The sequence below is a fragment of the Streptomyces sp. M41(2017) genome (assembly GCF_002078175.1).
Taxonomy (GTDB): domain Bacteria; phylum Actinomycetota; class Actinomycetes; order Streptomycetales; family Streptomycetaceae; genus Streptomyces.
Window position 1 is genome coordinate 2,450,166 of record NZ_MWFK01000001.1, and the last position, 24,637, is coordinate 2,474,802.

Consider the following 24,637-nt stretch of genomic DNA (forward strand, 5'->3'; position numbering starts at 1 on the left):
GGGGGGAGAGCGAGCAGCGTGGCACCGGCCGCTCTTCGGCCTGTCCCCACCAACTCCTTCGCGTCCGTGGCCGGTTTGCGCTGAGTGCGCGTACTCAGGTGTCCCGGGGGCCCCTCTGCCACCCTGGACGGCATGTCCTCGCGCAAGCGCCTCCCGGCTCGCTCCGCCCCGACCACCGCGACCGCCCTGCCCGCCCTGGCTGCCCTGGCGTGCCTGTCTGCGGTCTTCTGCCTGAGCGGCTGCGGCACCGACCGTCCGGCCGCGGCACCGGGCGGAGTTCCCGGCTCGCCCTCACCGGTGTCCTCCTCTGCGTCCTCTCCGGTGTCCTCCTCGGCCGCCACGCCCGCGAGCCCGCACGCCGAGCCGGACCGCGGCGACAGCGCGCCGCACAACGCGGAGAACAGCATCGGACGCCGGCCCGGCGCGATGACGGCGGCGGACCGGGAGGCGGCGCGCAAGGAGGCCGCGAGGGTCCGACCCGTACTGGAGAGACTCCGCACCGAGGGCCGCATCGCCCCGGACGCCGTACGCCCCGCGCTCGCCGCCCTCGGGTTCCCGCCCGCCGACCTGCGCGTCCAGGCGCCGTGGTCGCGCTGGAACGTGGACCACGCGGAGAAGGTGCCGGGCACGCTCTACGGAATCCGGATCGGCGCCACGGCCTGCGTCTCCGGGATGCTGGATGCCGGCCAGGCGTGGACGGAGGTCACGGGCCCCTACCCGGAGACGGGATGCGTGGCGCCTCCGGTGGCGCACTGATCGCGGCCCGGAAGGCACTCTGACGGGCCGTCACCTGTGCATCCGGCGGGAAGATCCGCGAGACGGCGGGGTCCGACGGCGGACGTATGGGCGTAGACCCGGACGTACGCGCCGCGTACTCGGGGGCGTACGTGAGGGGGCTTTCCGGTGAACGGCTAGCATCGCGGCACAGTTGTCGGCCGGAATGGGGTGGGTGTCGTGTCACAGGCGGAGGAGGGGCCGCGGATCGCCGTTGCCGTGGTGACCATGGGCAACCGCCCCGCCGAGGTCGACGCCCTGCTGACCTCCGTGGCCAAGCAGGATCTCGCGCCCACCCGGATCGTGATCGTCGGCAACGGCTGCCCGCTGCCCGAGTTCGCCGAACGCCTCGGCCTGCCCGGCGAGGTGACCGGGATCGAACTCGACGAGAACCTCGGCTGCCCCGGTGGCCGGAACGTGGGCCTCGCCCGGCTGCGTGAGTTCGGGGACGTGGACGTGGTCGTCGAACTCGACGACGACGGACTCCTCGTCGACGGCGACGTCCTGCGCACGGTGCGCGACCTGTACGCGGCCCGGCCGCGCCTCGGCATCGTCGGCTTCCGCATCGCCGACGAGCAGGGCGAGACGCAGCGCCGCCACGTGCCGAGGGTCGGGGCGAAGGATCCGATGCGCGGCGGCCCGGTCACCGGCTTCCTCGGCGGCGGCCACGCGCTGTCCATGCCGATGCTCGCCGAGACGGGGGACTGGCCCGCCGAGTTCTTCTTCGCACACGAGGAGACCGACCTGGCCTGGCGCGCCATCGACGCCGGCTGGACCGTCCTCTACGAGCCCGGGCTGCTCCTCCAGCACCCCAAGACCTCGCCGGCCCGGCACGCCATCTACTACCGGGTCACCGCCCGCAACCGGGTCTGGCTCACCCGCCGCCGGCTGCCTCTGCCGCTCATCCCGGTCCACCTGGGCATCTGGATCGTGCTCACGCTCCTGCGGACCCGGTCGGCCGGCGGACTGAAGGCCTGGTTCGGCGGCTTCGCCGAGGGGCTGCGGCAGTCCGGCGGCGAACGGCGCCCGATGCGCTGGCGCACGGTCTGGCGTCTCACCCGGCTCGGCCGGCCGCCCGTCATCTAGGGACAACCGTCCGGATCCGGCCGGAAGGCGCCGGGATCGCGGGCGCACCCGCCGGGCGGGCCAGCCCCGGACGCCCCGCGCACGCCCCACGGGCACGGGTGGAAGTCCGGCACAGGACAGACGGAGGCCCCGGTCGCTCACCTCGACGACCGGGGCCTGCCACGTCCCGGATCCGGCCGCGGCGGCGACACTCCCCCGAGTTACGCGTAGTACGCGCGCACCGTCGGGCCAGATCCGATGAAGTGATCACATCAGGCCACACCAACGGATCGCTAACATGAGGCCAACGTTCCCGGGTGGGAACGGTCGGACGGCCGACGGGGGCCGTCGGCAGGGGACGCGAACGCGTCGTGGCGCGTGGTCACCGAGGCCGGGCGGGAAGGCAGTGGGGCGGTGTGATGCGGAACGGGCTGCGGTTCGGACTGCTGGGGCCGCCGGTCCTCCACGGCGCCGACGGTGAGGTCGTCCCGATCGGCAGCGGCAAGACCCGTGCCCTGCTGGCCGCACTCCTCCTCGAACCGGGCCGGGTCGTCTCCGTCGACGCCCTCGAGGACGCGCTGTGGGGCGGTGCGCCTCCCGCCTCGGCCCGGGCCTCGCTGCACAACCACGTGACCCGGCTGCGCCGCCTCCTCGACGATCCGGAACGGCTGCGCGCCGTACCGCCGGGCTATGTGCTCCGGGTCGCCGAGGGCGAGCTGGACGTGCGCCTCTTCGAGCGGCACGCCACCGCGGCGCGCGACGCGCACGCCGGACACGACGCCGAGCGGGCGCTGCGGGAATCCGCCGCCGCGCTCGCGCTCTGGCGCGGCACCCCGCTGAGCGGCCTGCCGCCCGAGGCCGGTGGACACGCCCTCGTCCAGCGCCTGGAGGAGGCACGGCTGCTGGTCCTGGAATGGGGGTACGAGGCGGAACTGCGCCTCGCGCCGACCGCGGCCCGGCTCGACGGGCTCGCCCCCGAACTGTCCGCCCGGATCGCCGAACATCCGCTCCGCGAGTCCTTCCACCGGCTGCTGATGCTCGTCCTGCACCGCACCGGACGCCCGGCCGAGGCCCTCGCCGTCCACCGTGACCTGCGGGCCCGCCTGATCGAGGACCTCGGCATCGAACCGGGCCCCGCGGTCCGCGAGGCCCACCTGGAGATCCTGCGCGCGACGGACCGGGACGCGCACATCAGCCCCGCCGCCGCGCGGGCACCGGGGACGGCCCGCACGCGACCCGAGGACGGGAACCCCGCGCGCAGGCGCACCGGTGACACCGGCCGTGCCGATCACTCGGGCGCGCCGACGCAGGACGGTGACCGCACCGGCACGCGGACCGGGGACACGGAGGGTACGGTCACGGGCGCCGGCACGGGTGCCGGCACCGACCGGGAGGGGCAGGCGCCCGCGCCACTGTCGCGCCCCGCCCAACTGCCGCCGTCCCCGGCGCACTTCGTGGGCCGCGTGGACCTCCGGGACCAGCTCGTCCGGATCCTGCGCCCGCAGCAGCCCGCCGCGTTCCCGGAGCCGCCACCCCGGTCCGGCGGCGGATGGCACCCCCACTGCACGGCCCCCGCCTCCACCCGCGTCACCGTGATCAGCGGCATGGCCGGCGTCGGCAAGAGCGCACTCGCGCTGCACGTGGCCCACGAGTTGAGGGAACGTTTCCCCGACGGTCAGCTGTACGTGAACCTGCACGGCGCCACCCCCGGCATGACCCCGATCACCGCGGGCCAGGCCCTCGCTGCACTCCTGCGCGACCTGGGCGTGGAACCCCGCCGCGTCCCCGAGAACGCCGATGCCGCGGCCGCGCTGCTCCGCTCGACCCTCGCACCGACCCGCACCCTCATGGTCCTCGACGACGCCTCCCACGCCGCCCAGGTGCGCCCGCTGCTGCCGGCGGGACCGGACTGCGCGGTGATCGTGACGAGCCGCTCACCGCTCACCGCCCTCGACGGCGCCCACCGCTTCCCGCTCGCCCCCCTCACGGACGAGGACAGCGCGGCCCTGCTCCGCGCCGTCTCCGGCCGCGAGGACGGCCTCGACAGCGGACACCCCCTCGTCGAACTCACCGGCCGGCTGCCCCTCGCCCTCCGTGTCGTCGCGGCCCGCCTCGCCGCACGCGGCGCCCTCACCCCCGACGCGCTGGCCGGTCAACTCGCAGCCACCGAAGGGCGGTTGCATCACCTGGAGTACGACGACCTGAGCGTGCGCCGCTCCCTGGCCGTCGCGCACGACGCACTGCGCGCCTCCGACCGCGAGGCGGACCGGGACGCCGCGCTCGCGCTGTGCCGGATCGGCGCGCTCGACCTGCCCGTCTACGGAGCCGCCCTGCTCGCCCGCCTCACCGGTACCGGCGAGCGCCGCGCCGAGGCCGCCCTCGACCGCCTCGTCGACGTCGCCCTCCTGGAGGAGACGGCGTACGGCCGCTACGCGCCCCACGACCTTGTACGGGACTTCGCCCGGGAGATCGCGGGCGCCGCGGAGTGCGTCCTCGCCACGAGGGGCCCGGTCCCGGACGCCGCCTCACCGCGCCCGGACGGCTCGGGCGCCGCCGGCCCGGCCCCCGAACCGGGAGCGCGCGGACCGGAAGCCCCGGGCGACCGGCGCGCCACCGCACCCGGCGGACATGACGCGATCGTCGCCGAGCGGGCCCTGCGCTGGTACGCGGCGGTCGCCGCCCGGTCCCTGGAGGCGATCCTCGAACCCGGGCTCGACCGCGAGGACCGCAGCAGACCGACCGCCTCACAGCCCGCCGGCCACCCGGCGGACGTCGCCTCCGCACCCGCCTTCCGCTCGGCCCGCGAGGCCTTCGCCTGGGGCGACTCCGAGCTGGCGAACGCGGTCGCGCTGGCGGAGCGGTACGCCCGCACCTCCCCGTACGTCCCCCTGCTGGCCCGCATGCTCAACCCGTACGTCCAACGCAGCGGACACGTGGCCGAGTTGGAGCGACTCCAGCGGGCCGCGCTCGAAGGGGCACGGCTGCTCGGCGACGAGGCGGCGGAGGCGTACGCGCTCGGCGACCTCGGCGGGCTGCACTTCATGACGGGCCGGGCCGGCGAGGCCCTCGCCCTGAACGACGAGGCGCTCGCGATCTGGCGCCGCCTGGGCGTGCTGTCCTGGGTGCGCCGGGGCCTGAACAACCGGGGCATGCTCCTCGAAGGCCTCGGCCGCTACGACGAGTCCGGAGAGGCCCTGCTGCAGAGCCTGCAGTTCTCCCGGGAACTCGGCGACCCGCACATGGAGGCCGTGACCTACAGCCACCTCGGCAACCTGTACGAGCACAGTGATCCCCGGGCCGCCATCGACCACCACAAGCGCAGCCTCGCGATCGGCGAGGCCGTCCAGGACGTGATCATCCGGCACTCCGCGCACTGCAACATCGGCTACGCCCACCTCACGCTCGGCGAACCGGCCGCCGCCGTACCCCACTTCGAGGAGAGCCTGCGGGTGCTGGGCAGTCACGGCGACTGGCACGGGGAGTCGCAGACCCGGCTCGGCCTGGTGCGCGCCCTGCGCGGTGTGGGTCACCGGGAACGGGCGGCGCGCGAGTGCGACCTGCTGTGCTGCCGCGCCGACCGCCGCGCCGACCGGTACACCGGCGGCCTCGCCCGGCACCAGCGGGGCCTGCTGCTGCGCGAACAGGGCGACGCCCGGGCCGCGTACCGCGAGTGGGCGTCGGCCCTGGAAGCCCTGGAGGACACGGACAGCCCGGTCGTGGGCGAACTGCGAAGGCTGCTGGCGACGTGATGCCGGCGGACCGGAGGCGGTTCCGCCCGCGGCCCGACCGCGGGTGTCCGGCCGCCGGGTGACCGTTTCGCTCACGGGGTTCACAGGGGCGCCGATCGCGGGACGACCGCCGGGACCAGCGACGGCGAGCCCGACTGGCGCCGGCCTGTCGGCGGCGGGTGCGCGGTGGTCGGGCGAACGACGCCCGGTTCCTTGACGCCGGCACCACCGACGGCCGGACCGGTGCCGCCTGACCGCCGAGCACCGCCCGGCCGCCGAGCACCGCCCGGCCGGACGACCGTCGGCTGACCGTCGGACCGTCCCGCTGTCATCGGCCGGACCGCCGACCCTGGACGGGGCAGGGTCCTTCACGGATGGCGCGGGCGGTTCGGTGCGGAGGGGTGTGTCGCGCCGTGCGGATCGGCTACTTGGCGTCCGCGTAGCAGCTGACGACCGCTGTCGTGAACGGGAAGCGGACCGGGGTCTCGCCGAAGGTGAGGCGGCCGGCGAGTTCGGCCGCGTCGCGGATGGCGGCCACGACGGCGTCGGCCTCCTCGGCGGGACAGTGCACGATCACCTCGTCGTGCTGGAAGAAGACCAGCTCGGCGGCGAGGCCCTCGCAGGTGCGGCGCAGCCCCGCCAGCATCAGCAGGGCCCAGTCGGCGGCGCTGCCCTGTACGACGAAGTTGCGCGCGAACCGGCCGCGGGCGCGGGAGTCGGAGGACGCGTACCCCGGCACCCAGCCCTGGCCGGCGGGCGTCTCGGCGGGATCGTCCTGCGGGATGCCCGCCTCGTCGCCGTCGTCCCGTGCTCCGGCGGCAGGGGGGCAGGTCCGGCCGAGCCAGGTCCGGACGAGCCGGCCCTCCTCGCCGGCGCGGGCCGCGTCGTCCACGTAGGCCACGGCCCGGGGGAAACGGCGGCGCAGGAGTGCGAGGTTCTTGAGGCCGTCGCCGGACGTCTGTCCGTACACAGCGCCGAGCACGGCGATTTTGGCCTGGGCCCGGTCGCCGGAGAAGGCCCGGTCCGATACCGACTGGTAGAGGTCGCTCTCGCGGCCCGCGACCTCCATCAGGCCGGGGTCGCGCGAGATGGCGGCGAGGACCCGCGGCTCCATCTGGTCGGCGTCGGCGACGACCAGCCGCCAGCCGGGGTCGGCCACGACCGCCCGGCGGATCACCTTGGGGATCTGCAGGGCGCCCCCGCCGTTGGTCACCCAACGCCCGGTGACGGTTCCGCCCGGGAGGTACTCGGGGCGGAAGCGGCCGTCGCGGACCCAGTCCTGGAGCCAGGACCAGCCGTGGGCCACCCAGATCCGGTACAGCTTCTTGTACTCCAGGAGGGGCTTCACGGCCGGGTGGTCGAGGGACTCGATCTCCCAGCGCCGGGTGGACTTGACCTTGATCCCGGCCTGCGCGAACGCCTTGACGACGTCGGCGGGCAGATCGGGTCGGACGCGTCTGCCGAAGGCGGCGGAGATCTCGTCGGTCAGCTCGGCGAGGCGGCGCGGCTCGCCGCCTCCGGTGTAGCGCTCGCCGAGCAGTTCGTGCAGGACGTCACGGTGGACGTCCGCGCTCCACGGGAGCCCCGACTGGTTCATCTCGGCGGCGACCAGCATCCCCGCGGACTCGGCGGCGGTCAGCAGCCGCATCCGCTCGGGGTGGGCGCCGGTGTCGTGACGCCGCTGTTGCTCGGCGTAGACGGCGAGGAGATCCGCGAGCGGCAGGTGGACGGGGCGCGGCTCGAAGAGGGAGGACTGCGAACCGGGCTCGGCGGAACGCTGCGGAGGATCCGGCGGCACGGGGCCGCCGCGCAGTCGTGCCAGCGCGGCGGCCGCCGAACGGGGCTCGCCCAGCCGCCCCTCGTGCCCGAGCAGCAGGGTCTCGGCGGCCTCCATGTCGTAACACCGCTCCACTCGCACCCCCGTGGCGAGCAGACGCGGATACACGTCGGCCGTCGAACGCCACACCCACCGGGTCACGTCCGGCCGGGTCCGCACGGCCTCGGCGAGGTCGGGCTCCCGGCGGACCGGCCCGGCGGGCAGCCCGTCCGGGCCGAGGGCGGCGATCTCCGCGCCGCCGTCCTCGGCCGGCGCGAGAGCCCAGCGCTCGGTCATGCCTCCGAGTCTCGCAGGGGGGTCTGACAACGCCGTCCGGCGACGCCACCAGCGGCTTCACGGCGTGCCTCCGCGGCTTCCCGCGAGCCACCCGCACGGTCTCCCCGCACCTCTCCCCGCGGTGCCGCCCCCGCACGCTCTCCACGTGCGGTCTCGCTACGCGGTCCCCTCGGGAGCCTGCTTCTGCCGCACGATCTCGTCGAGCAGGGCGACGATGTGGGCCTCAGCCGCCGCCTTGTCGACGCCCACACCGCTGAGGACGCCCGTGCCGTTCTCGAACTCCAGCAGGGCGAGCAGGATGTGTTCGGTGCCGACGTAGTTGTGCCCGAGGCGCAGGGCCTCACGGAAGGTCAGCTCCAGGACCTTCTTGGCGGCCGGACCGTAGGGGACCAGTTCGGGGATCTCGTCGGCGGCGGGCGGCAGGGCGGCGGTGGCGGCCTCGCGGACGGTGTCGAGGGAGACGCCCTGCGCGGTGATCGCCCGCGCGGCGAAGGCGTCGGGCTCGCTGAGAAGGCCGAGGACGAGGTGCTCGGGAAGCCCCTCGGCGTTCCCCGCCGCCTTGGACGCCTCGTGCGCGGCCATGACCACCTTGCGGGCCCGTTCGGTGTAGCGCCCGAAGCCCTGACTGGGGTCCAGGTCCACCTCCGCCTTCGGCACGAACCGCTTCTGCGCGGCCTGCCGGGTGACGCCCATGCTCTTGCCGATGTCCGTCCAGGACGCGCCCGATCGCCGTGCCTGGTCCACGAAGTGCCCGATCAGGTGGTCGGCCACGTCGCCCAGGTGGTCGGCCGCGATCACCGCGTCCTGAAGCTGGTCGAGCGCGTCGCTGTGCACCTTCTTGATGGCGTCGATGAGGTCGTCGAGCCGTACGGATGCCTTGCCGGGTGGGTTCGTCGTCATGTGTCAACGCTAGGTTGACAGTGCTGGACTGTCAACCCGCAGTTGACAGTTGGCCCGGGGGGTCACTGTCCTCCCGTGGAGTCCGAGGGAATGTGCAGGACGGGATGTGCAGGACGGGATGTGCGGCGTGGGATGTGCACGCCGGACATATCGGTGACGGTCCAGGCGTCGACAGCCGGCGGGGCTCGGTGCCGGCAACCCGCGCGCTCGGCAGCGGCGGGAACGGGCCCCGGGCTCCTCGCCGTCCACCGGCGGGTGCCCGGCGACGGGGGGACTCCACCGCCGGGCGGACGAGCCGCCGAGCCGCCGGTCCACCGGGCCGCCGAGCTGCCGGGCCGCCGGTCACCGGGCCCTCGGGTCTCCCTCACGCCCGTCGCCAGGCGCCCGCCACGGAGGCCGCCACCCCGATCACGAGGCACACCGCGACGCATCCGGTCAGCGGACCCCACGGCACCGTCACCGTCACGGGAGCCGACAGCCGGCCGAGGGCTCCCGCCAGTCCGGCGAGGTTGACCGCGGCGACGGCGGCTCCGAGGGCCGCTCCGACGCCGACCGCCAGCGCAGCCTCGCCCGCGACCATGCCCAGCACCTGGCCCCTGGTGGCGCCCGCAAGGCGCAGGGACCGCAGTTCGGCGCCCCGCGCGGACGTCGCCATGAGGCAGGTGCCCGCGAGGGCGATGCCGGCGTAGACCAGCGCGATGCCGAGAACCACCAGGAACCCGAGCCGGGTCTGCGCCCCGGAGCGCGGTCCGGTCGCGGCCAGCCATTCCGCGGTCGTCCGCACGGTGCCGCCGGAGGCACGCAGCGCGCTCGTCACCGCCCCCGGATCGGCCCCGGGCCGCAGCCGTACATCGAGGCGGTCGACGTGGGCCCCCGGCGCGTTGGCTGTCGTCACATAGGCGCCGTTGTCGCCCGTGCCCCGCGCCAGCACGGCGACGATCCGCAGTCGCGCGGGCCGCCCGTCACCGAGCCGGACGTCGACCCAGGAACCGACCGCGCCGTGCCGCCACTCCCCGTCGACGACGATCGACCGGTCGTCGAGATCGCGCACGTCCCCCGCGGCCACCGGCAGCCGGGTCACCGCCGCGAACGCCGCCACGTCGTCCACCGCGCGCGCCTGCGACCGTACGAGCGCGGTCCCGTCCTCCCGGGTGAAGACGGCCGTCGACGCGGTTCCGGACACCGTCGCGCCGGGCACCCGTACCTGTCTCAACCGCTCGCCGGTGACGACGAGTTGAGCCGTGGTCCGCTGCCGCGCCTCGGCGGCCCGGGCGCCGGTGACCGTCGCAGCCGAACCGAGCAGCGATCCGGCCAGCGCGACCGTCACCAGGGCCGGCGCGGCCACGGCGGCGGTGCGCCGGACGGACCCGGCGGCGTTCGCGCGGACCAGGACGCCGTACGCGCGGGGCAGCCGCCGCAGCGGAAGCAGTCGGACGAGAGGCCCGACCAGCGCCGGTGCCAGCACGGCGACCGCCGTGACGAGCACCATCGGCTGGGTCGCGTAGGTCTTGCGCTTCAGCAGGGCCGCCGGGTCCGCGTACAGCGTCCAGGCCGTCAGGCCGAGCCCGGCCGTCAGCAGGACCGCCCCGGCCACCCGCCGCGATGCGGGCATCACCCCCGTGTCGACGGACGCCTCCCGCAGCGCCTCCAGAGGGCCGGTCCGTCCGGCGCGCCGAGCCGCCGCCCAGGCGCCCGTGACCGCCACCAACACTCCGACAAAGAAGGCGACTTCAAACGGCCAGTGCGTCCCCGGCCGCAGGGCGAACCAGGGTGGCGCCACCTTGCCGTCCACCAGCTCCCGCACCAGCGTGGGCGCGGCGGCGCCGCCGAGTGCGCAGCCGAGCGCGGAGGCCACCAGGCCCACCGCGAACGCCTCCCCGAGCACGGTCCGCCGGACCTGCCCGGGCAGCGCCCCCGCGAGCCGCAGCAGCCCGAACTCCCTTCGCCGCAGGGCCACCACGAACGCGAACGTGGACGCCGTCACGAAGACCGCGACGAAGGCCGTCACCCCGGCCGCCGTGCCCAGCAGCGCGTCGACCCCCACCAGCGCCTGGGCGTCCCGGGCGGCGGACGGGTCGGCGAGATGCCGGTCGTCACCGGTCAGGACGCGGCCCCGGTCGCCGACGAGACGCCGTACGGCCGGGGCGGGGGCGTCGACGCCGACCGCGTCGCGGGCCGCGCCGTCGGTGCGCACCCGCCCCAAGGTCCGCAGTTCGGCCAGGAGTTCGCCGTCCACAGGGTGTGGATGGGCGAGTGACTTCGACACCCGGGCCGTGTCCGGGCCCCGTCGTACTTCCATCGTGACCGTGTCCCGTCCCATGACCACGACCGGCGAGGCCGCGAAGCGGGTCGGCGGCCGCGGGGGCGCGTCCGTCGCGGCCGCCAGGCCGAGCCCCATCGCCGTCATCACCGCGACCCCGAGCGCGACGGCGACGAAGCAGCCGAGGAACGAGGGCCACCGCGCCCGCAAAGACCGCAGGCTCAGCATGACCGGCGTCCCGGAACGGCAGGGGCCGGCGCTCTGCGCGGCGGCGCGTGCGGCCGGGGGGCGGCGGTGGTCCGTGCGGTGGTGAGTGTCATGGCTCCAGCGAACCGCCCGGCGGCCGCCCGGACACGACCACCAGGGGGCGTCTTGGGGGTGGGGCCGGCCATACCCCGAGGGCATCGCCGGGCCCGTGAAACGATCGGAGCATGAGTACGTCCAGCACCGTGGAGCGCGCTTTCGAGGCCGCCCTCTACGCCGACTCCGACGCGGCCCTCGACACCGGCGCCTCCCTGCTCGCGGCCGACCCGGCGTCCGACGCCGAACTCGCCCGTCGGGAGCGCGAGTTCGTCACGGCGGCCTGGCGTCGCGGCTGGCAGCCCGCCGACGTCGTACGTCTCGTACGGCGTGACCTGGACGACCTCCACGTACGCCTGGTCACCTCCCTGATCCTCCAGGAGCAGAGCGGCGACGGTTCACCGCGGGGCGCGCGCTGGGCCGCGCAGCTCGACGAGCTGGCCGGCACGCCGCACGAGGTCCGCACCGACCGTTTCTCCCACGCCACCGCGGCCCTGGAACTGTGCCGTCTGCTCCTGCGCCTGCCGTCCATCGAGCCGCTGGAGACCCCGCACACGGCGGCTCCCGCCTCCGCCCCGCGCGAGACGCGCATGCTCAGCCGCATCCGCGCCCTCCTCGCCAAGGCGGAGGCCACCGGCTTCCCGGAGGAGGCGGAGGCGCTGAGCGCCAAGGCGCAGGAGCTGATGGCGCGGCACAGCATCGACGAGGCGCTGCTCGCGGCCCGGACCCACGCGAAGGACGGGCCCGGCGCCTGCCGCATCGGTGTGGAGCCGCCGTACGAGACGGCCAAGGCGGTGCTCCTGGACGCGGTGGCCGGGGCCAACCGCTGCCGCGCCGTCTGGAACGACGCCCTCGGTTTCTCGACCGTGGTCGGTTTCGAGGCCGACCTGGAGGCCGTCGAACTCCTCTACACCTCGCTCCTCGTGCAGGCCACGGGGGCGATGGCCAAGGCCGAGGCGGCCCAGCGGGCGGGCGGCCGCAAGCGTACGAAGACCTTCCGGCAGTCGTTCCTCGCCGCGTACGCGCACCGCATCGGCGACCGGCTCGCCTCGGTCGCCGAGGGGCAGGTGACCGCGACGGCGGGGGAGCTGCTGCCGGTGCTCGCGGCCCGTGACGTGGCGGTGGCGAACCATCTGGACGAGATGTTCCCGCAGACCGTGACGACCCGGATGCGCGGAATCACCGACGAGGCCGGCTGGCACGCGGGCGCCGCAGCAGCCGACCGAGCCCAGGTCGCCCCCCACCCCCGCCTCCCGAGAAACCCCGACCACCCCCGATGAACACCCGGCCCCAGTGGGGGCCGGGGGACGGACGACCGGCTGCCGTCGTTCAGGGGCGCGGGGAACTGCGCGCCAAGCCCCCAGTGGGGGCCGGTTGGCGGACGGCCTGCTGCTGTCGTTGAGGGGCGCGGGGAACGGCGCGCCCAGCCCCCGCCGGCCGGTGGGGGCTCGACTGCCGGGCGCCGGCGCAGACGCGGATGTGGTCGTCGGCGCGGACGCAGACGCCGGAGCGGTCGCGCTCAGTCCCCGGCGTGCTGGAACGGCGTCACCGTCGCGTTCGGCGCACCCGCCGCCCCCTTGCCCGCCACCGGGCCGTAGGACCACGGGAAGTCCTGGGTGGCACCGGCGTCGGGGAAGCCGATCGTCAGGGTCTTCGCGGCGAGGCTCTTCGCGTCGCCCTCCGCGCCCCGCACATAGGTGATCGTGAAGGACGCGGTGTCACCCTTGGCGAGGGTCAGCTCCTCGGGCTGCGCGGAGTCGTCGGCGCCGATCTCCGCCGCGCTCCCGGCCGCCGCCTTCACGGAGAGCCGGGGCACACCCTTCAGCGTGCAGCGCGCACCCTTGTTGGTGAGGGTGACCGGGACGTTGCCCGTGTCCCCTGCGGCCGTCGCGGCGTTCGCGGGGCCGACCTGGAGACCGGCGTCGCCGATCGCGCAGGCCGCGGTGGCGGCCTTCGTGGCGGAACCGGAGCCGGCCGGGTCCCCGGACTTCCCGGAGCCGCTGGAGCCGCCGTCGTCGCAGGAGGTCAGGGCGAGGGCCGCCGCGAGGACGGTGACGGCGATGGGCAGAGCGCGCATGGGTTCCCCTGGGGGTCGGAACGATGTGCATGGATCATCACGCACGCGGGTCCGCCGATGTCGCGCACCCCTCACCGTTCACCCGACCGGGACCGTTATCGCCCGTTTCTGCCCGCGGACCGCCTCGGCGCCGACCGAATCGGCCCCTCCGTCCGCCGAACGGGACCGGCCGGGCGCACGGGAGGGGCCGCACGCCCCGCGTCATCCGCCCGGAGACGTCCCGGTCACGTCCGATACCGGTCCCGTCAGGACCCCAGCCCGAGGCTCGCGGTCGGCAGACCCGTGGGCAGCTTGCCGCCCTCGCTCTTCGTGTACGTCTCCTCGCCGAGCGCGCCCCGCCAGGTGACGTGCAGGGTCCGGCCGGCGACGGAGTCGACCGTACCGACGGCGCGGTCCTTGCTGCCGTCGGTGCAGGCGAGACGGATGGTCCGGGTGCCGGACTTCTCGGCGGTGGTGCCACTGCACATGGTGCCGCCGGTCGCGAAGAGGCCCGCCTGCTCGCCATTGACCATCAGCACCACGGCCTTGCCGCCCGCCGTGGTCAGCCAGCTGCCCGACAGGTCGCCGCCCGCCGAGGCCGTTCCGCCGGAGCCGCCGCCCGTGCCCCCGTCGTCGGTACCGGTGCCCGCCGTCGCGGAGGGGGCGGCGCCCGTCGGCTTGTCCTCGGAGCCGCCGCCGTCGCCGCCGCTGCAGCCGGTGAGCGCGAGCCCGGCCGCCAGACCCGCGGCCGCGGCCGTGAGACGTGCCCGGCGGAACGGGAAGGTCGCCGTAGTCACTGAAGCCCCCAAGAGTGGGTCGGATGCCGCGTCGCCTGAACGGCGGCAGCAAGTTACCAGGACAGTCCGAGGGTTCCCCGAGTCCGTCATCGGATGTCACGCGTAGGGAATCTCCTACGGTTGACGCGTAGGAAATCTCCTACCTATCCTGACTACATGAACATCAGCCACGCCTCCTTCGTCACGCTCCCCGTCGCCGACCAGGAACGGGCCCTGCGCTTCTACCGGGACGTCCTCGGTTTCGAGGTCACCGCCGACCTGGAGATGCCGCCCGGCCGCTGGCTCCAGGTGGCGCCCGCCGGGGCGCAGACGGTCTTCACGCTCTCGGGTCCGGGCATGGGCGGTTTCACGCCGGGTGAGAGCCGGGGGATCATGTTGGTCACGACCGACGTCGACGCCGACTGCGCTCGGCTCGTCGCCGCCGGGGTGGCGGTGGAGGGCCCGGACGACCTCCCCTGGGGCCGGATGGCCTCGTTCAGCGACCCGGACGGCAACGGTCTGATGCTGATCACGGAGAAGGCCCTCGACACGGCCTCGTAAGAGAAGGGTGCGGAGCGCGCCATGACGGTGACCGGAGCGGAGCTGTGACCGGTGCGGACCGGGTGACGGGACCATCCGCCGGCCGGTCGGCACACACGATCGCACCCGAGGCCGCCTCCGCCGGTGCCCCCTCGGCGACGGTCACCCCTGCCGCCGCCACGCCCCCCGCCGCTTCCTCCGCGCCCGCGCCGGACAGCGGGGCCGGTCCCGGAGCCCGCGAGGACCTGCTGTTCGCCGCGCTCGCCAACGGCACCCGCCGCGAGGTGCTCCGGCTGCTGCGGGAGCGCGGGCCCCAGCCCGTCCAGGCGCTGGCCGACCACTTCGCCATGCGGCGCCCGAGCCTCTCGGAGCACCTCCGGGTACTCCGGGAGGCCGGCCTCGTCTCCGAGGAGCGCGCGGGCCGGCAGCGCATCTACCGCCTGGAGGCCGCCCCGCTGGCCGACGTCCAGGACTGGCTCCATCCGTACGAGCGGTTCTGGCGCGACAGGCTCAAGGGCCTCGGCGATCTCCTGGACCGCATGAGCGACGATGCCGGGACATGAACCCCGTTCCGGATGATGACCTCACGACGATCCGCGTCGACCAGTTCCTGCCGCATCCGCCGGCCAAGGTCTGGCGCGCCCTCACCGAGCCCGAACTGCTGGCGGGTTGGCAGATGCCGGGCTCCGAGGACTTCCGGCTCGAAGTCGGCCACCGGTACACGCTGACGTCCGTCCCGCGCCCCAACACGGACTTCTCCGGCAGCGTCGACGTGCGTGTTCTCGCCTTCGAGCCGGAGCGGATGCTGAGCGTCCGGTGGGCCGACGCGGACGGCTCCGGCTCTGTCCACTGGACCATCACATGGACACTGGAACAGGAAGGGCGCGGCACGCGTCTCTTCCTAGTACACGAGGGATTCGATCCGGACGATCCCGCACAGATGATGGCGCGCAAGATCATGGACGGGGGCTGGAGGTCGCACGTGATGCGGGCTCTGGGGAACGCGCTGGACCGCATGGAGCGCGGGTCGGCGCACGGGCGCACTGCAGGGCGTAGCACCGGGAACAACGGTCGGTAGTCAAAAACCGGTTGAAGCTGTAACCGCAGGAACACCCCCCGTGCACGTGCATCTGCCCATGCATCTGCACATGAACAGAGCTATGATCCGAGTCAGTTGACCACTGCATCTATGGCCACCTCAGCCACTGCACGACCGGGGAGCGACCTGTGGACCACGACGTGTTCGACCTGGATGACGTGTACAAGGGCATGGCTGACGACGTGTACAACGGCATGGCCGCGACCGAACTCGACGGCGTGGCCTGGCAGAAGAGCCGGCACAGCAACTCGCAGGGTTCCTGCGTGGAGTTCGCGCGGCTGCCCGGCGGCGAGGTCGCGGTGCGGAACTCGCGGTTCCCCGAGGGGCCCGCACTCGTCTACACCCGTGCCGAGATAGAGGCGATGCTCCTGGGCATCAAGGACGGCGAGTTCGACCATCTGATCGCCGGATGACGGATGTGATCGCGGGACGTACGGCAGGGGCCGGCCGCGGGAGGGTCGGCATCGACTGAGGGTAGTCGTCACTCAGCGTTCCGTGACGCGCGTAGAAACCGCGGCGCCGAAGGGCGCCGCGGTTCTTCATGCGCAGGGGGGAGCGGTCGGCGCCGGTTGCGGCGGCAGCCGGAACAGCGCCCACACCACCTTGCCGCTGAGTGTTCCGGCGAGCGGGTGCCAGCCCCAGCCGTCGGCGAAGGAGTCGACGAGGAAGAGGCCGCGGCCGGACTCGGCGGAGAAGTCGTCCGAGTCGCCGGCGGCCGGACTCTCGTGGCTCGGGTCCCGCACCGCGCACACCAGTCGTGAGGTCCAGCGCATCAAGTGCAGCCGCACGGGCGGCCCTTGGTCGTCCCGCGGGGTGTCCGAGGGCAGCGCGTGCCGCAGTGCGTTGGTGACGAGTTCGGAGACGACCAGGCAGACGTCGTCGAACCGCTCGCCGATGTCCCACTGGTCCAGTGTCCTGCGGGTGAACTGCCGCGCCTCACGGACCGCCTCGAAACGGGCGGGCAGGGCGCACGAGGCGGCGCTGCACACGGCCGCGGGATCGAGAGGCGGAAGTCCCTGCCGTAAGGGTTCGAGCATGGTCGATCCATTCGTCCCCATGCGAGGCACTCCCGGGTGTTCGCGGTCGTTGCGATGCAGCGGTGGCGCGGGGACCATGGTTCCGAATGCGTACAGCAGATGCAAGGGCAGATGCACGTGCACGCGACCGGATTGGACCTTCCTCTCCTGATTCCTACGCATTTATTCTGGCGAGATATTCCCGTTGTTGACGGTCTGTTGATCTGTTACTGCGCGCCTCCTTTGGCTCCTTTCCGTTTCCGTAACCGAACGAGTACTGCTTGAAGTGTTTTAGTGGCAGACTGCGGCGTCTGGAAGACGGTTGGGGAGGCGGACGAACGTGAGCGCTGGTGAGTCGAGCGGCTCGGTGGTGCGGCGCATGCTGCTGGGGTCACATCTGCGGCGCCTGCGTGAGGCGCGTGGCATCACCCGCGAAGCGGCCGGCTACTCGATCCGCGCCTCCGAATCGAAGATCAGCCGCATGGAGTTGGGACGGGTGAGCTTCAAGACGCGCGACGTCGAGGATCTGCTGACGCTCTACGGCATCACCGACGAGGCGGAGCGCACCTCCCTGGTCTCGCTCGCCAAGGAGGCCAACGTCGCGGGCTGGTGGCACAGTTACTCCGACGTCCTGCCGAGCTGGTTCCCCACCTATGTGGGCCTCGAAGGCGCCGCCCACCTGATCCGTGTCTACGAAGTCCAGTTCGTGCACGGCCTGTTGCAGACCGAGGCGTACGCCCACGCGGTGGTCCGGCGGGGCATGAAGGGCGCCTCCGCCGCCGACGTCGACCGTCGTGTCGCGCTGCGTCTGGAGCGGCAGAAGTACCTCCTCGCCGCGAACGCCCCGGAGTTCCACATCGTCCTCGACGAGGCCGCGCTGCGCCGTCCGTACGGTGACCGCGAGGTGATGCGCGGACAGCTCCAGCACCTGATCGACGTGTCGGAACAGCCCAACGTCCGGCTCCAGGTGATGCCGTTCAGCTTCGGCGGGCACTCCGGCGAGAGCGGCTCCTTCACCCTCCTCAGCTTCCCGGAGTCCGACCTCTCGGACGTGGTCTATCTGGAGCAGCTGACCAGCGCGCTCTACCTGGACAAGCGCGAGGACGTCACGCAGTACGAGAGCGCGCTCAAGGAGCTCCAGCAGGACAGCCCCGGGCCGTCCGAGAGCCGTGACCTGCTCCGGGGTCTCCTCCAGCTCTCCTGATCGCTGCCCGGACTTGCCAGGTCACCTTCAACTCCCTTGAAACACAAGTACGATGACGTGTGATCAGACCGTGATCGGATGTCCGCTGCCCCGGGCCAGGAGCCTGCCTCGGCAGCACAGGGATTGAGGGAGCGCATGTCGTCCTACTTCACCGACCTGGCCCAGCAGTACATCGACGGCGAGTGGCGCCCGGGCACCGGCTCCTGGGACATCATCGACTTCAACCCGTACGACGGCGAGAAGCTGGCCTCGATCACCATCGCCACGGTGGAGGAGGTGGACGACGCCTACCGTGCCGCCGAACGCGCCCAGAAGGAATGGGGCGCCACCAACCCGTACGCGCGCCGTGCCGTCTTCGAGAAGGCCCTCGCCCTCATCGACGAGCGTGAGGCCGAGATCACCGAGGTGATCATCGCGGAACTGGGCGGCACCCGTCTCAAGGCCGCGTTCGAGCTGCACCTCGTCCGGGAGTTCCTGCGCGAGTCGGTCCAGTTGGCGCTGCGTCCCGAGGGGAAGATCATCCCCTCGCCGGTCGACGGCAAGGAGAACCGCCTCTACCGTGTCCCGGTCGGCGTCGTGGGTGTCATCAGCCCCTTCAACTTCCCCTTCCTGCTGTCGGTCAAGTCCGTCGCCCCCGCCCTCGCGCTCGGCAACGGCGTGGTCCTCAAGCCGCACCAGAACACGCCGATCGTCGGCGGCTCCCTGGTCGCGAAGATCTTCGAGGACGCGGGGCTGCCGGGAGGTCTGCTGAACGTCGTCATCACCGACATAGCCGAGATAGGCGACGCCTTCATCGAGCACCCGGTGCCGAAGGTCATCTCCTTCACGGGCTCCGACAAGGTCGGCCGGCACGTCGCCACGGTCTGCGCCGCGCACTTCAAGCGCTCGGTCCTCGAACTGGGCGGCAACAGCGCCCTGGTGGTGCTGGACGACGCGGACGTCGACTACGCGGTCGACGCCGCCGTCTTCAGCCGTTACGTCCACCAGGGCCAGGTGTGCATGGCCGCGAACCGTGTCCTCGTGGACCGCTCCGTCGAGGCGGAGTTCACCGAGAAGTTCGTCGCCAAGGTACGGACGCTGAAGGCCGGTGACCCCGGCGACCCGCAGACGGTGATCGGCCCCGTCATCAACTCCTCGCAGGCGGACTCCCTTTCGGCCACCGTCGAGCAGGCGATCGCCGAGGGCGCCACCGCCCTGGTGCACGGCACGACCACCGACAACCTGGTCGAGCCCTCCGTCCTGACCGGCCTGCCCGCCGACTCCGCCCTGCTCCGCCAGGAGGTCTTCGGGCCGGTCGTCTTCCTCGTTCCCTTCGACGGCGAGGAGGAGGCCGTCCGCCTCGTCAACGACACCCCCTACGGACTGTCCGGCGCCGTGCACACCGCCGACGTCGAGCGCGGCGTGAACTTCGCCAAGCAGATCGACACCGGCATGTTCCACGTGAACGACGGCACCGTCCACGACGAGCCCCTCGTCCCGTTCGGCGGCGAGAAGCACTCCGGCATCGGCCGCCTGAACGGCGAGACGACGGTCGACGCGTTCACCACCACGAAGTGGATCTCCGTGCAGCACGGTCGCAGCCGCTTCCCCTTCTGACGGCTCCTGACGCCTTCCGGCGGCTTCCGACGGCCTTCGGCAGCCGGACCGGAACGTCCCCTCGCGACCGCCGAGACGGTCCCCGCCCCCTTCTCGCGCACCCGGGCCCTTGCGGACAGAACCTGACCGCAAGGGCCCGTAGCGTCCATCGGTGTCAGGCAGAAGGACCCGACGGGACGAGAGGGGCCGTTCATGGTCACGCACGTGGGAGCCGAGGAACGGGGCGACGAGCGCGGTGCGCTGCTCGCCTTCATCGAGGAGCAGCGGGGCGGTGTCCGCCGGGCGCTGCTCGGACTCACCGAGGAGCAGGCCGCGAGCCGGCCGAGCGCGAGCGAACTGTCCCTGTCCGGGCTGCTCAAGCACGTCGCCGAGGTCGAGCAGGGGTGGATCGCCCGTGCCCGGGGCGAGGCGCCCGCCGTGCGGCGGGACGAGTCGAACTGGCACGAGTGCTTCGTGCTGGTCGAGGGCGAGACCGTGGCCTCCCAGCTCGCGTACTGGGAGAAGGTCGCCGCCGAGACCGACGCGTTCCTGCGCTCGGTGCCGAGCCTCGACGAGACCTTCGCCCTCCCGGCCGACCCCTGGTTCCCGCCCGAGGGGCGGGTGTCGATGCGCTGGGTGGCCCTCCACCTGATCCGCGAGACGGCCCGGCACGCGGGCCACGCCGACATCATCCGCGAGTCGCTGGACGGGAAGACGGCCTTCGAACTGGTCGCACAGGAACGGGGCACCTCCTGGGGCTGACACCGCGCCTAGGCTGGGCGGCATGTCAGCGATCCGTCTCCTCGTGCTCGGCGCGGTACGCCAGCACGGGCGGGCACACGGCTATCAGGTGCGCAACGACCTGGAGTACTGGGGCGCGCACGAGTGGTCCAACGCCAAGCCCGGCTCGATCTACCACGCGCTCAAGCAGATGGCCAAGCAGGGCTTGCTGCACGCCCACGAGATCGCGCCGTCCACGGCCGGCGGCCCGCCCCGCACCGAGTACGAGATCACGGACAGCGGCACCGCGGAGTTCCTGGCGCTGCTGCGGGCGTCCCTGACGGCGTACGACCAGAAGATGGACGTGCGGTCGGCGGGAATCGGCTTCATGGTCGACCTCCCGCGCGAGGAGGCCCTGTCCCTCCTGAAGGAGCGGATCGGCAAGATCGAGGAGTGGCGGGCGGCGGTGACCGGGCACTACGTGCCCGAGGACGGCCCGGAACAGCTCGGCCACATCGGCGAGATCATGAACCTGTGGGTCCACTCCGCCGATGCCGACGCGGCGTGGACCCGCGGCCTGATCTCCCGCGTCGAGGCCGGCGCGTACACCTTCGCCGGGGAGGGCGCGCCGTTCGTCGGGGTCCTCGCGGAGGGCGAGGAGAACCCGTACGCGACGGGCGAGCGGCACCCGGAGGACACCCGCTGACCCGTCACGACCGCGCCACCGGGTGAGCGCGGTCGGCGCGGACGTGTCCGCTCTAGTGGTGGAAGCTGGTCGCCGCGCTCTTGTCCCGGGTCAACGGGGCGGACTGGGCGCGCAGTTCGGGCAGCAGCCGCTTCAGGTCGTCGATGAACAGCTCGGCCAGGTCGGAGGTGAAGCCGTTGCGGCACACCACCCGCAGCACCGACAGGTCCTGCCGGTTCTCGGGGAACGTGTACGCCGGGATCAGCCAGCCGCTCTCGCGCATCCGCCGGGACACGTCGAACACGTCGTACGAGGTGATGTCCGGCGTCGTCGTGAAGGCGAACACCGGCAGTTCGTCGCCCCGGGTGATGAGCCGGAAGTCGCCCAGGCAGTCGACCCGTTCGGCCAGACCTCGTGCCACGTCACGGGTCGTCTGCTGCACCGTCCGGAACCCCTCGCGGCCCAGCCGCAGGAACGTGTAGTACTGCGCGGCGACCTGCGCTCCGGGGCGCGAGAAGTTGAGCGCGAAGGTCGGCATGTCGCCACCCAGGTAGTTCACCCGGAACACCAGCTCCTCGGGCAGGTCCTCGGGGGTCCGCCAGAGCGCCCAGCCGACGCCCGGGTACACCAGGCCGTACTTGTGGCCCGAGGTGTTGATCGACGCCACCCGCGGCAGCCGGAAGTCCCATACGAGGTCCTCGTCGATGAAGGGCGCCACCATCGCGCCGGACGCGCCGTCGACATGGACGGGGATGTCGAGGCCCGTGCGCTCCTGGAGGGCGTCCAGCGCCTCGCACAGCTCCTGGATCGGCTCGTACGACCCGTCGAAGGTGGAGCCGAGGATGCCGACGACCCCGATGGTGTTCTCGTCGCACAGCTCGGCCGCCGCCTGGGGGTCGAGATGGAACCGGTCGCCCTCCATGGGGACCTGCCGGGCCTCGACCTCCCAGAAGTTGCAGAACTTGTCCCAGCAGACCTGGACGTTCACCCCCATCACCAGGTTGGGCCGCGCGCCGGGGTAGCGGTCGGCGTTGCGCTGCGTCCAGCGCCGCTTCAGCGCCATGCCGGCGAGCATGCACGCCTCGCTCGACCCGGTCGTCGAACAGCCGACCGTCGCCGAGGGGTCCGGCGCGTGCCACAGCTCGGCGAGCATCGCCACACAACGCCGCTCCAGCTCGGCCGTGCGCGGGTACTCGTCCTTGTCGATCATGTTCTTGTCGCGGCACTCCGCCATCAGCATCCCCGCCTGCGGTTCCATCCAGGTGGTGACGAAGGTGGCGAGGTTCAGCCGGGAGTTCCCGTCCAGCATCAGCTCGTCGTGCACGATCTGGAGTGCCGTGGTGGGCGGCAGCGGGCCGTCCGGGAGGCGGTGCTTCGGCGGCGCCTCGACCATGCCGCTGACCGGGTTGGTCTCCCCGTAGAACGGGTTGACGGACATCGGGCTCTCTTCGTGTGCCTGGTGGCCCTTGTGGAGCGCCATGGGTCTTCTCCCATCGGTCTGCGGGACGGAGTGTCCCCTTCGTTCATCGGATGCGGGCACTCCCGCGGTTCACGGATCGGGTCATCGGATCGCGGTCCCGTCCTCGCGCAGCTGCATCTGGGGCCGGCCCGTCACCAGCAGCCAGGCCGGCAGGGAGGCGATGCACAGGAGGGCGATGATCGAGGGAGAGGACACCAGGACGGCGGCGGTGAACAGGCTCACCCAGCCCTGCCGGGTGATCGCGAGGAGCGTGCCCAGGACTCCGGCGGCCAGTCCCAGTGAGGCCGGGACCGATGGCACGAGTGCGTGGGCGCACAGACCGAACGCGGCGCCGGCGAAGACGGCCGGGAAGATGCGGCCGCCGCGGAAGCCGCAGGACGCCGCGATCACCAGCGCGGCCAGCTTCACCACGGTCATCAGCGCGAGCCGGCCCGCCGAGTAGCCGTCGGGGTTCCTGGCCAGCTCGGCGACCTGGTCCAGGCCCTTGAACAGCGTCAGGGAGCCGCCCAGACAGCCGAGCAGGCCGAGGACGAGCCCGCCGACGGGAAGCGCCACCATGGGGTGACGCAGACGCGAGAAGACCTTGTGGACGTAGGGGAAGACGTAGACCGCGGCCATGCCCAGCACGGCCGCCGCGGAGGCGATCACCAGCGCGGACAGGACGTCGGCCCAGCCCGGATCGCCGAGCGGGGGCAGATCGAGGTCGAAGCTCGAATGGCCGAGCAGCGCCGTGGTCATCGACCCCACCGAAGCCGCCGTCAGCGGGGCGAAGAGGTTGTCCCACAGCCTGCCCCTCACCTGGCGCCCGGCGAGCGCCTCGGAGATGACCAGCGCCGCCGCCACCGGCGTACCGAACAGGGCGCCGATGGTCGCGGCCTCGGCCAGGGTCACCCACACCTCGCCGGGGGCGGCGGGCGCGAACCTGCGGCCCGCCCAGAACGCCAGTGCCACGTTGACCGCGATGATCGGGTTCTCGGGGCCGAGGCTCGGACCGCCGGCCAGCATCAGCGCGGTCGCCACGAGGAGCCCCGGGAGGATCACGAGGGCCATCGGCGAGGCCTGGAGCCCCAGGGTGGCCGGGTCGGGGCCCGCGTGTCCCGGCGCCTTCCACACCACCAGACCGACCAGGACACCGGTGGCGGTGAGCATGACGACCATCCACAGGGAGGAGTAGCCGCCGATGCCGAGCGCGTCCGGGAGAGTGGTCCACAGCACGTCCTTGAGCTGTTCGGCCAGCTCGCTCACGCCGATGAAGAGGAGGCTGGCGACCGCGCCGACGACCACGGCAGGAAGAAACAGCGGCAGCAGGGTCCGTGCGCGCATCGCCCCGGAGGGGGCCGGCCCCGGCGGAGCCGCTTCGTCGGTCACGGGCTCACCCTAAGTGTGCGAAACGGACATAACATCCCGAGCGGCCGCCGGAGTCCGGCGGGGGAGAGGCCGCGCGGGGACGTCCCGGGCCGGACGGCGGGCCGGGACTTGCACCTCACGTGGCGTGAGGACCCATCGTGAAGCGCGTACCGAGGAAGGAGCGGACGTTGAGCTACTCAGTGGGTCAGGTCGCCGGTTTCGCCGGGATCACGGTGCGCACGCTGCACCACTACGACGAGATCGGCCTGCTCGCACCCGGCGGGCGCAGCCACGCGGGGCACCGGCGCTACGACGACGCCGACCTCGACCGGCTGCAGCAGATCCTGTTCTACCGCGAGCTCGGCTTCCCGCTCGACGAGGTCGCCGCCCTGCTCGACGACCAGGCGACCGGGAAGGCCGACCCGCGCACACACCTGCGCCGTCAGCACGACCTGCTCACCGCCCGGATCGAGAAACTGCAGAAGATGGCGGCGGCCGTGGAGCACGCCATGGAGGCACGCACGATGGGCATCAACCTCACGCCCGAGGAGAAGTTCGAGGTCTTCGGGGACAAGGACCCCGAGGCACACGCGGAGGAGGCCGAACGCCGCTGGGGAGGGACGGACACCTACGCCGAGTCGCAGCGCCGTGCGGCCCGCTACACCAAGGACGACTGGAAGCGGATGCAGGCGGAGGCGGCGTCGTGGGGCGAGCGGTACGCCGCCCTCATGGAGGCCGGTGACCCGCCGGACGGCGAGCGGGCCATGGACCTGGCCGAGGAGCACCGGCAGCACATCACCCGGTGGTTCTACGACTGCACCCACGCGATCCACCGAGGACTCGGCGACATGTACGTCGCCGACGAGCGGTTCAAGGAGTTCTACGACTCCATGCGGCCGGGACTGGCCGAACACCTGAGGGACGCGATCGCGGCGAACGCGGCCCGGGCCGGCGCGTGAGGACCGGCCGCCCACCCACGGGCGCTCACCGGCCGTAGAC

Annotated in this window: 21 protein-coding genes; 13 read left to right on the forward strand and 8 right to left on the reverse strand. The window is 73.0% G+C overall.

What is annotated here, in order from left to right; translation table 11 throughout:
- The first annotated feature begins 132 nt into the window (after nucleotides 1-132).
- The 3 genes from B0675_RS10705 (at nucleotide 133) to B0675_RS10715 (ending at nucleotide 5,588) form a co-directional block, all read left to right on the forward strand.
- Nucleotides 133-756 carry a hypothetical protein gene (locus B0675_RS10705; RefSeq protein WP_081218580.1) on the forward strand — a complete coding sequence of 208 codons (624 nt, stop codon included), beginning with the start codon at nucleotides 133-135 and terminating at the stop codon, nucleotides 754-756.
- A gap of 189 nt (nucleotides 757-945) precedes the next feature.
- Nucleotides 946-1,860, forward strand: coding sequence for a glycosyltransferase (locus B0675_RS10710; RefSeq protein WP_081218581.1), 915 nt, complete (start codon nucleotides 946-948; stop codon nucleotides 1,858-1,860).
- Between the two features lie 398 nt (nucleotides 1,861-2,258).
- A complete protein-coding gene (locus B0675_RS10715; protein ID WP_107482602.1) occupies nucleotides 2,259-5,588 on the forward strand; it encodes an AfsR/SARP family transcriptional regulator in 3,330 nt (1,109 codons plus the stop codon).
- A 403-nt stretch (nucleotides 5,589-5,991) separates the two neighbouring features.
- On the opposite strand, the gene B0675_RS10720 is transcribed toward B0675_RS10715, so the two are convergent.
- From B0675_RS10720 to B0675_RS10730, 3 genes are all read right to left on the reverse strand, one after another.
- The gene (locus B0675_RS10720; RefSeq protein ID WP_081218582.1) at nucleotides 5,992-7,680 is read right to left on the reverse strand and encodes a bifunctional 3'-5' exonuclease/DNA polymerase; all 1,689 of its coding nucleotides are present in this window, start codon (nucleotides 7,678-7,680) and stop codon (nucleotides 5,992-5,994) included.
- Nucleotides 7,681-7,836: 156 nt separating this feature from the next.
- Nucleotides 7,837-8,580: a Clp protease N-terminal domain-containing protein gene (locus B0675_RS10725; RefSeq protein ID WP_081218583.1), complete on the reverse strand. Its 744-nt coding sequence runs from the start codon at nucleotides 8,578-8,580 to the stop codon at nucleotides 7,837-7,839.
- A gap of 364 nt (nucleotides 8,581-8,944) precedes the next feature.
- Entirely contained in the window at nucleotides 8,945-11,068 is a 2,124-nt protein-coding gene (locus tag B0675_RS10730; RefSeq protein ID WP_081218584.1) for an ABC transporter permease, read from the reverse strand.
- Nucleotides 11,069-11,271: 203 nt separating this feature from the next.
- Between B0675_RS10730 and B0675_RS10735 the strand changes: the two genes are divergently transcribed.
- On the forward strand, nucleotides 11,272-12,420 hold the full coding sequence (locus tag B0675_RS10735) for a DUF2786 domain-containing protein (RefSeq protein ID WP_081218585.1): 1,149 nt from the start codon (nucleotides 11,272-11,274) through the stop codon (nucleotides 12,418-12,420).
- Between the two features lie 239 nt (nucleotides 12,421-12,659).
- Here the strand turns inward: B0675_RS10735 and B0675_RS10740 are convergent, their stop codons facing one another.
- Both B0675_RS10740 and B0675_RS10745 read right to left on the reverse strand, forming a co-directional pair.
- Nucleotides 12,660-13,217, reverse strand: coding sequence for a DUF4232 domain-containing protein (locus tag B0675_RS10740; protein WP_081218586.1), 558 nt, complete (start codon nucleotides 13,215-13,217; stop codon nucleotides 12,660-12,662).
- Between the two features lie 245 nt (nucleotides 13,218-13,462).
- A complete protein-coding gene (locus B0675_RS10745) occupies nucleotides 13,463-13,993 on the reverse strand; it encodes a hypothetical protein (RefSeq protein ID WP_081218587.1) in 531 nt (176 codons plus the stop codon).
- 156 nt (nucleotides 13,994-14,149) lie between these two features.
- Here B0675_RS10745 and B0675_RS10750 point away from each other — a divergent pair, with 156 nt between their 5' ends.
- The 4 genes from B0675_RS10750 to B0675_RS10765 all read left to right on the forward strand — a co-directional run bounded on the left by B0675_RS10750 (nucleotide 14,150) and on the right by B0675_RS10765 (nucleotide 16,024).
- Nucleotides 14,150-14,533, forward strand: a complete 384-nt coding sequence (locus tag B0675_RS10750) for a VOC family protein (RefSeq protein ID WP_081218588.1) — start codon at nucleotides 14,150-14,152, stop codon at nucleotides 14,531-14,533.
- A 224-nt stretch (nucleotides 14,534-14,757) separates the two neighbouring features.
- Nucleotides 14,758-15,075: a metalloregulator ArsR/SmtB family transcription factor gene (locus tag B0675_RS10755; RefSeq protein WP_081221716.1), complete on the forward strand. Its 318-nt coding sequence runs from the start codon at nucleotides 14,758-14,760 to the stop codon at nucleotides 15,073-15,075.
- Nucleotides 15,072-15,590, forward strand: a complete 519-nt coding sequence (locus B0675_RS10760; protein ID WP_081218589.1) for an SRPBCC domain-containing protein — start codon at nucleotides 15,072-15,074, stop codon at nucleotides 15,588-15,590. Before B0675_RS10755 ends, B0675_RS10760 begins: the two co-directional genes overlap by 4 nt.
- Before the next feature lie 191 nt (nucleotides 15,591-15,781).
- The gene (locus B0675_RS10765; protein ID WP_179165394.1) at nucleotides 15,782-16,024 is read left to right on the forward strand and encodes a DUF397 domain-containing protein; all 243 of its coding nucleotides are present in this window, start codon (nucleotides 15,782-15,784) and stop codon (nucleotides 16,022-16,024) included.
- Between the two features lie 126 nt (nucleotides 16,025-16,150).
- On the opposite strand, the gene B0675_RS10770 is transcribed toward B0675_RS10765, so the two are convergent.
- Nucleotides 16,151-16,669 carry an ATP-binding protein gene (locus B0675_RS10770; protein ID WP_081221717.1) on the reverse strand — a complete coding sequence of 173 codons (519 nt, stop codon included), beginning with the start codon at nucleotides 16,667-16,669 and terminating at the stop codon, nucleotides 16,151-16,153.
- A gap of 337 nt (nucleotides 16,670-17,006) precedes the next feature.
- Here B0675_RS10770 and B0675_RS10775 point away from each other — a divergent pair, with 337 nt between their 5' ends.
- The 4 genes from B0675_RS10775 (at nucleotide 17,007) to B0675_RS10790 (ending at nucleotide 20,832) form a co-directional block, all read left to right on the forward strand.
- Nucleotides 17,007-17,831 (forward strand): helix-turn-helix transcriptional regulator, encoded by an 825-nt coding sequence (locus B0675_RS10775; RefSeq protein ID WP_081218591.1) that lies wholly within the window; start codon nucleotides 17,007-17,009, stop codon nucleotides 17,829-17,831.
- Nucleotides 17,832-17,966: 135 nt separating this feature from the next.
- On the forward strand, nucleotides 17,967-19,427 hold the full coding sequence (locus B0675_RS10780) for an aldehyde dehydrogenase family protein (RefSeq protein WP_081218592.1): 1,461 nt from the start codon (nucleotides 17,967-17,969) through the stop codon (nucleotides 19,425-19,427).
- A 192-nt stretch (nucleotides 19,428-19,619) separates the two neighbouring features.
- A complete protein-coding gene (locus B0675_RS10785) occupies nucleotides 19,620-20,168 on the forward strand; it encodes a DinB family protein (RefSeq protein WP_081218593.1) in 549 nt (182 codons plus the stop codon).
- Nucleotides 20,169-20,190: 22 nt separating this feature from the next.
- Entirely contained in the window at nucleotides 20,191-20,832 is a 642-nt protein-coding gene (locus B0675_RS10790) for a PadR family transcriptional regulator (RefSeq protein ID WP_081218594.1), read from the forward strand.
- Between the two features lie 52 nt (nucleotides 20,833-20,884).
- Here B0675_RS10790 and B0675_RS10795 read toward each other — a convergent pair whose 3' ends face one another.
- Both B0675_RS10795 and B0675_RS10800 read right to left on the reverse strand, forming a co-directional pair.
- Nucleotides 20,885-22,291, reverse strand: a complete 1,407-nt coding sequence (locus tag B0675_RS10795; protein WP_081218595.1) for a glutamate decarboxylase — start codon at nucleotides 22,289-22,291, stop codon at nucleotides 20,885-20,887.
- A gap of 81 nt (nucleotides 22,292-22,372) precedes the next feature.
- Entirely contained in the window at nucleotides 22,373-23,614 is a 1,242-nt protein-coding gene (locus B0675_RS10800; RefSeq protein ID WP_081218596.1) for an ion channel protein, read from the reverse strand.
- A gap of 212 nt (nucleotides 23,615-23,826) precedes the next feature.
- Here B0675_RS10800 and B0675_RS10805 point away from each other — a divergent pair, with 212 nt between their 5' ends.
- Nucleotides 23,827-24,597, forward strand: coding sequence for a MerR family transcriptional regulator (locus B0675_RS10805; protein ID WP_081218597.1), 771 nt, complete (start codon nucleotides 23,827-23,829; stop codon nucleotides 24,595-24,597).
- The last annotated feature ends 40 nt before the right edge of the window (nucleotides 24,598-24,637 follow it).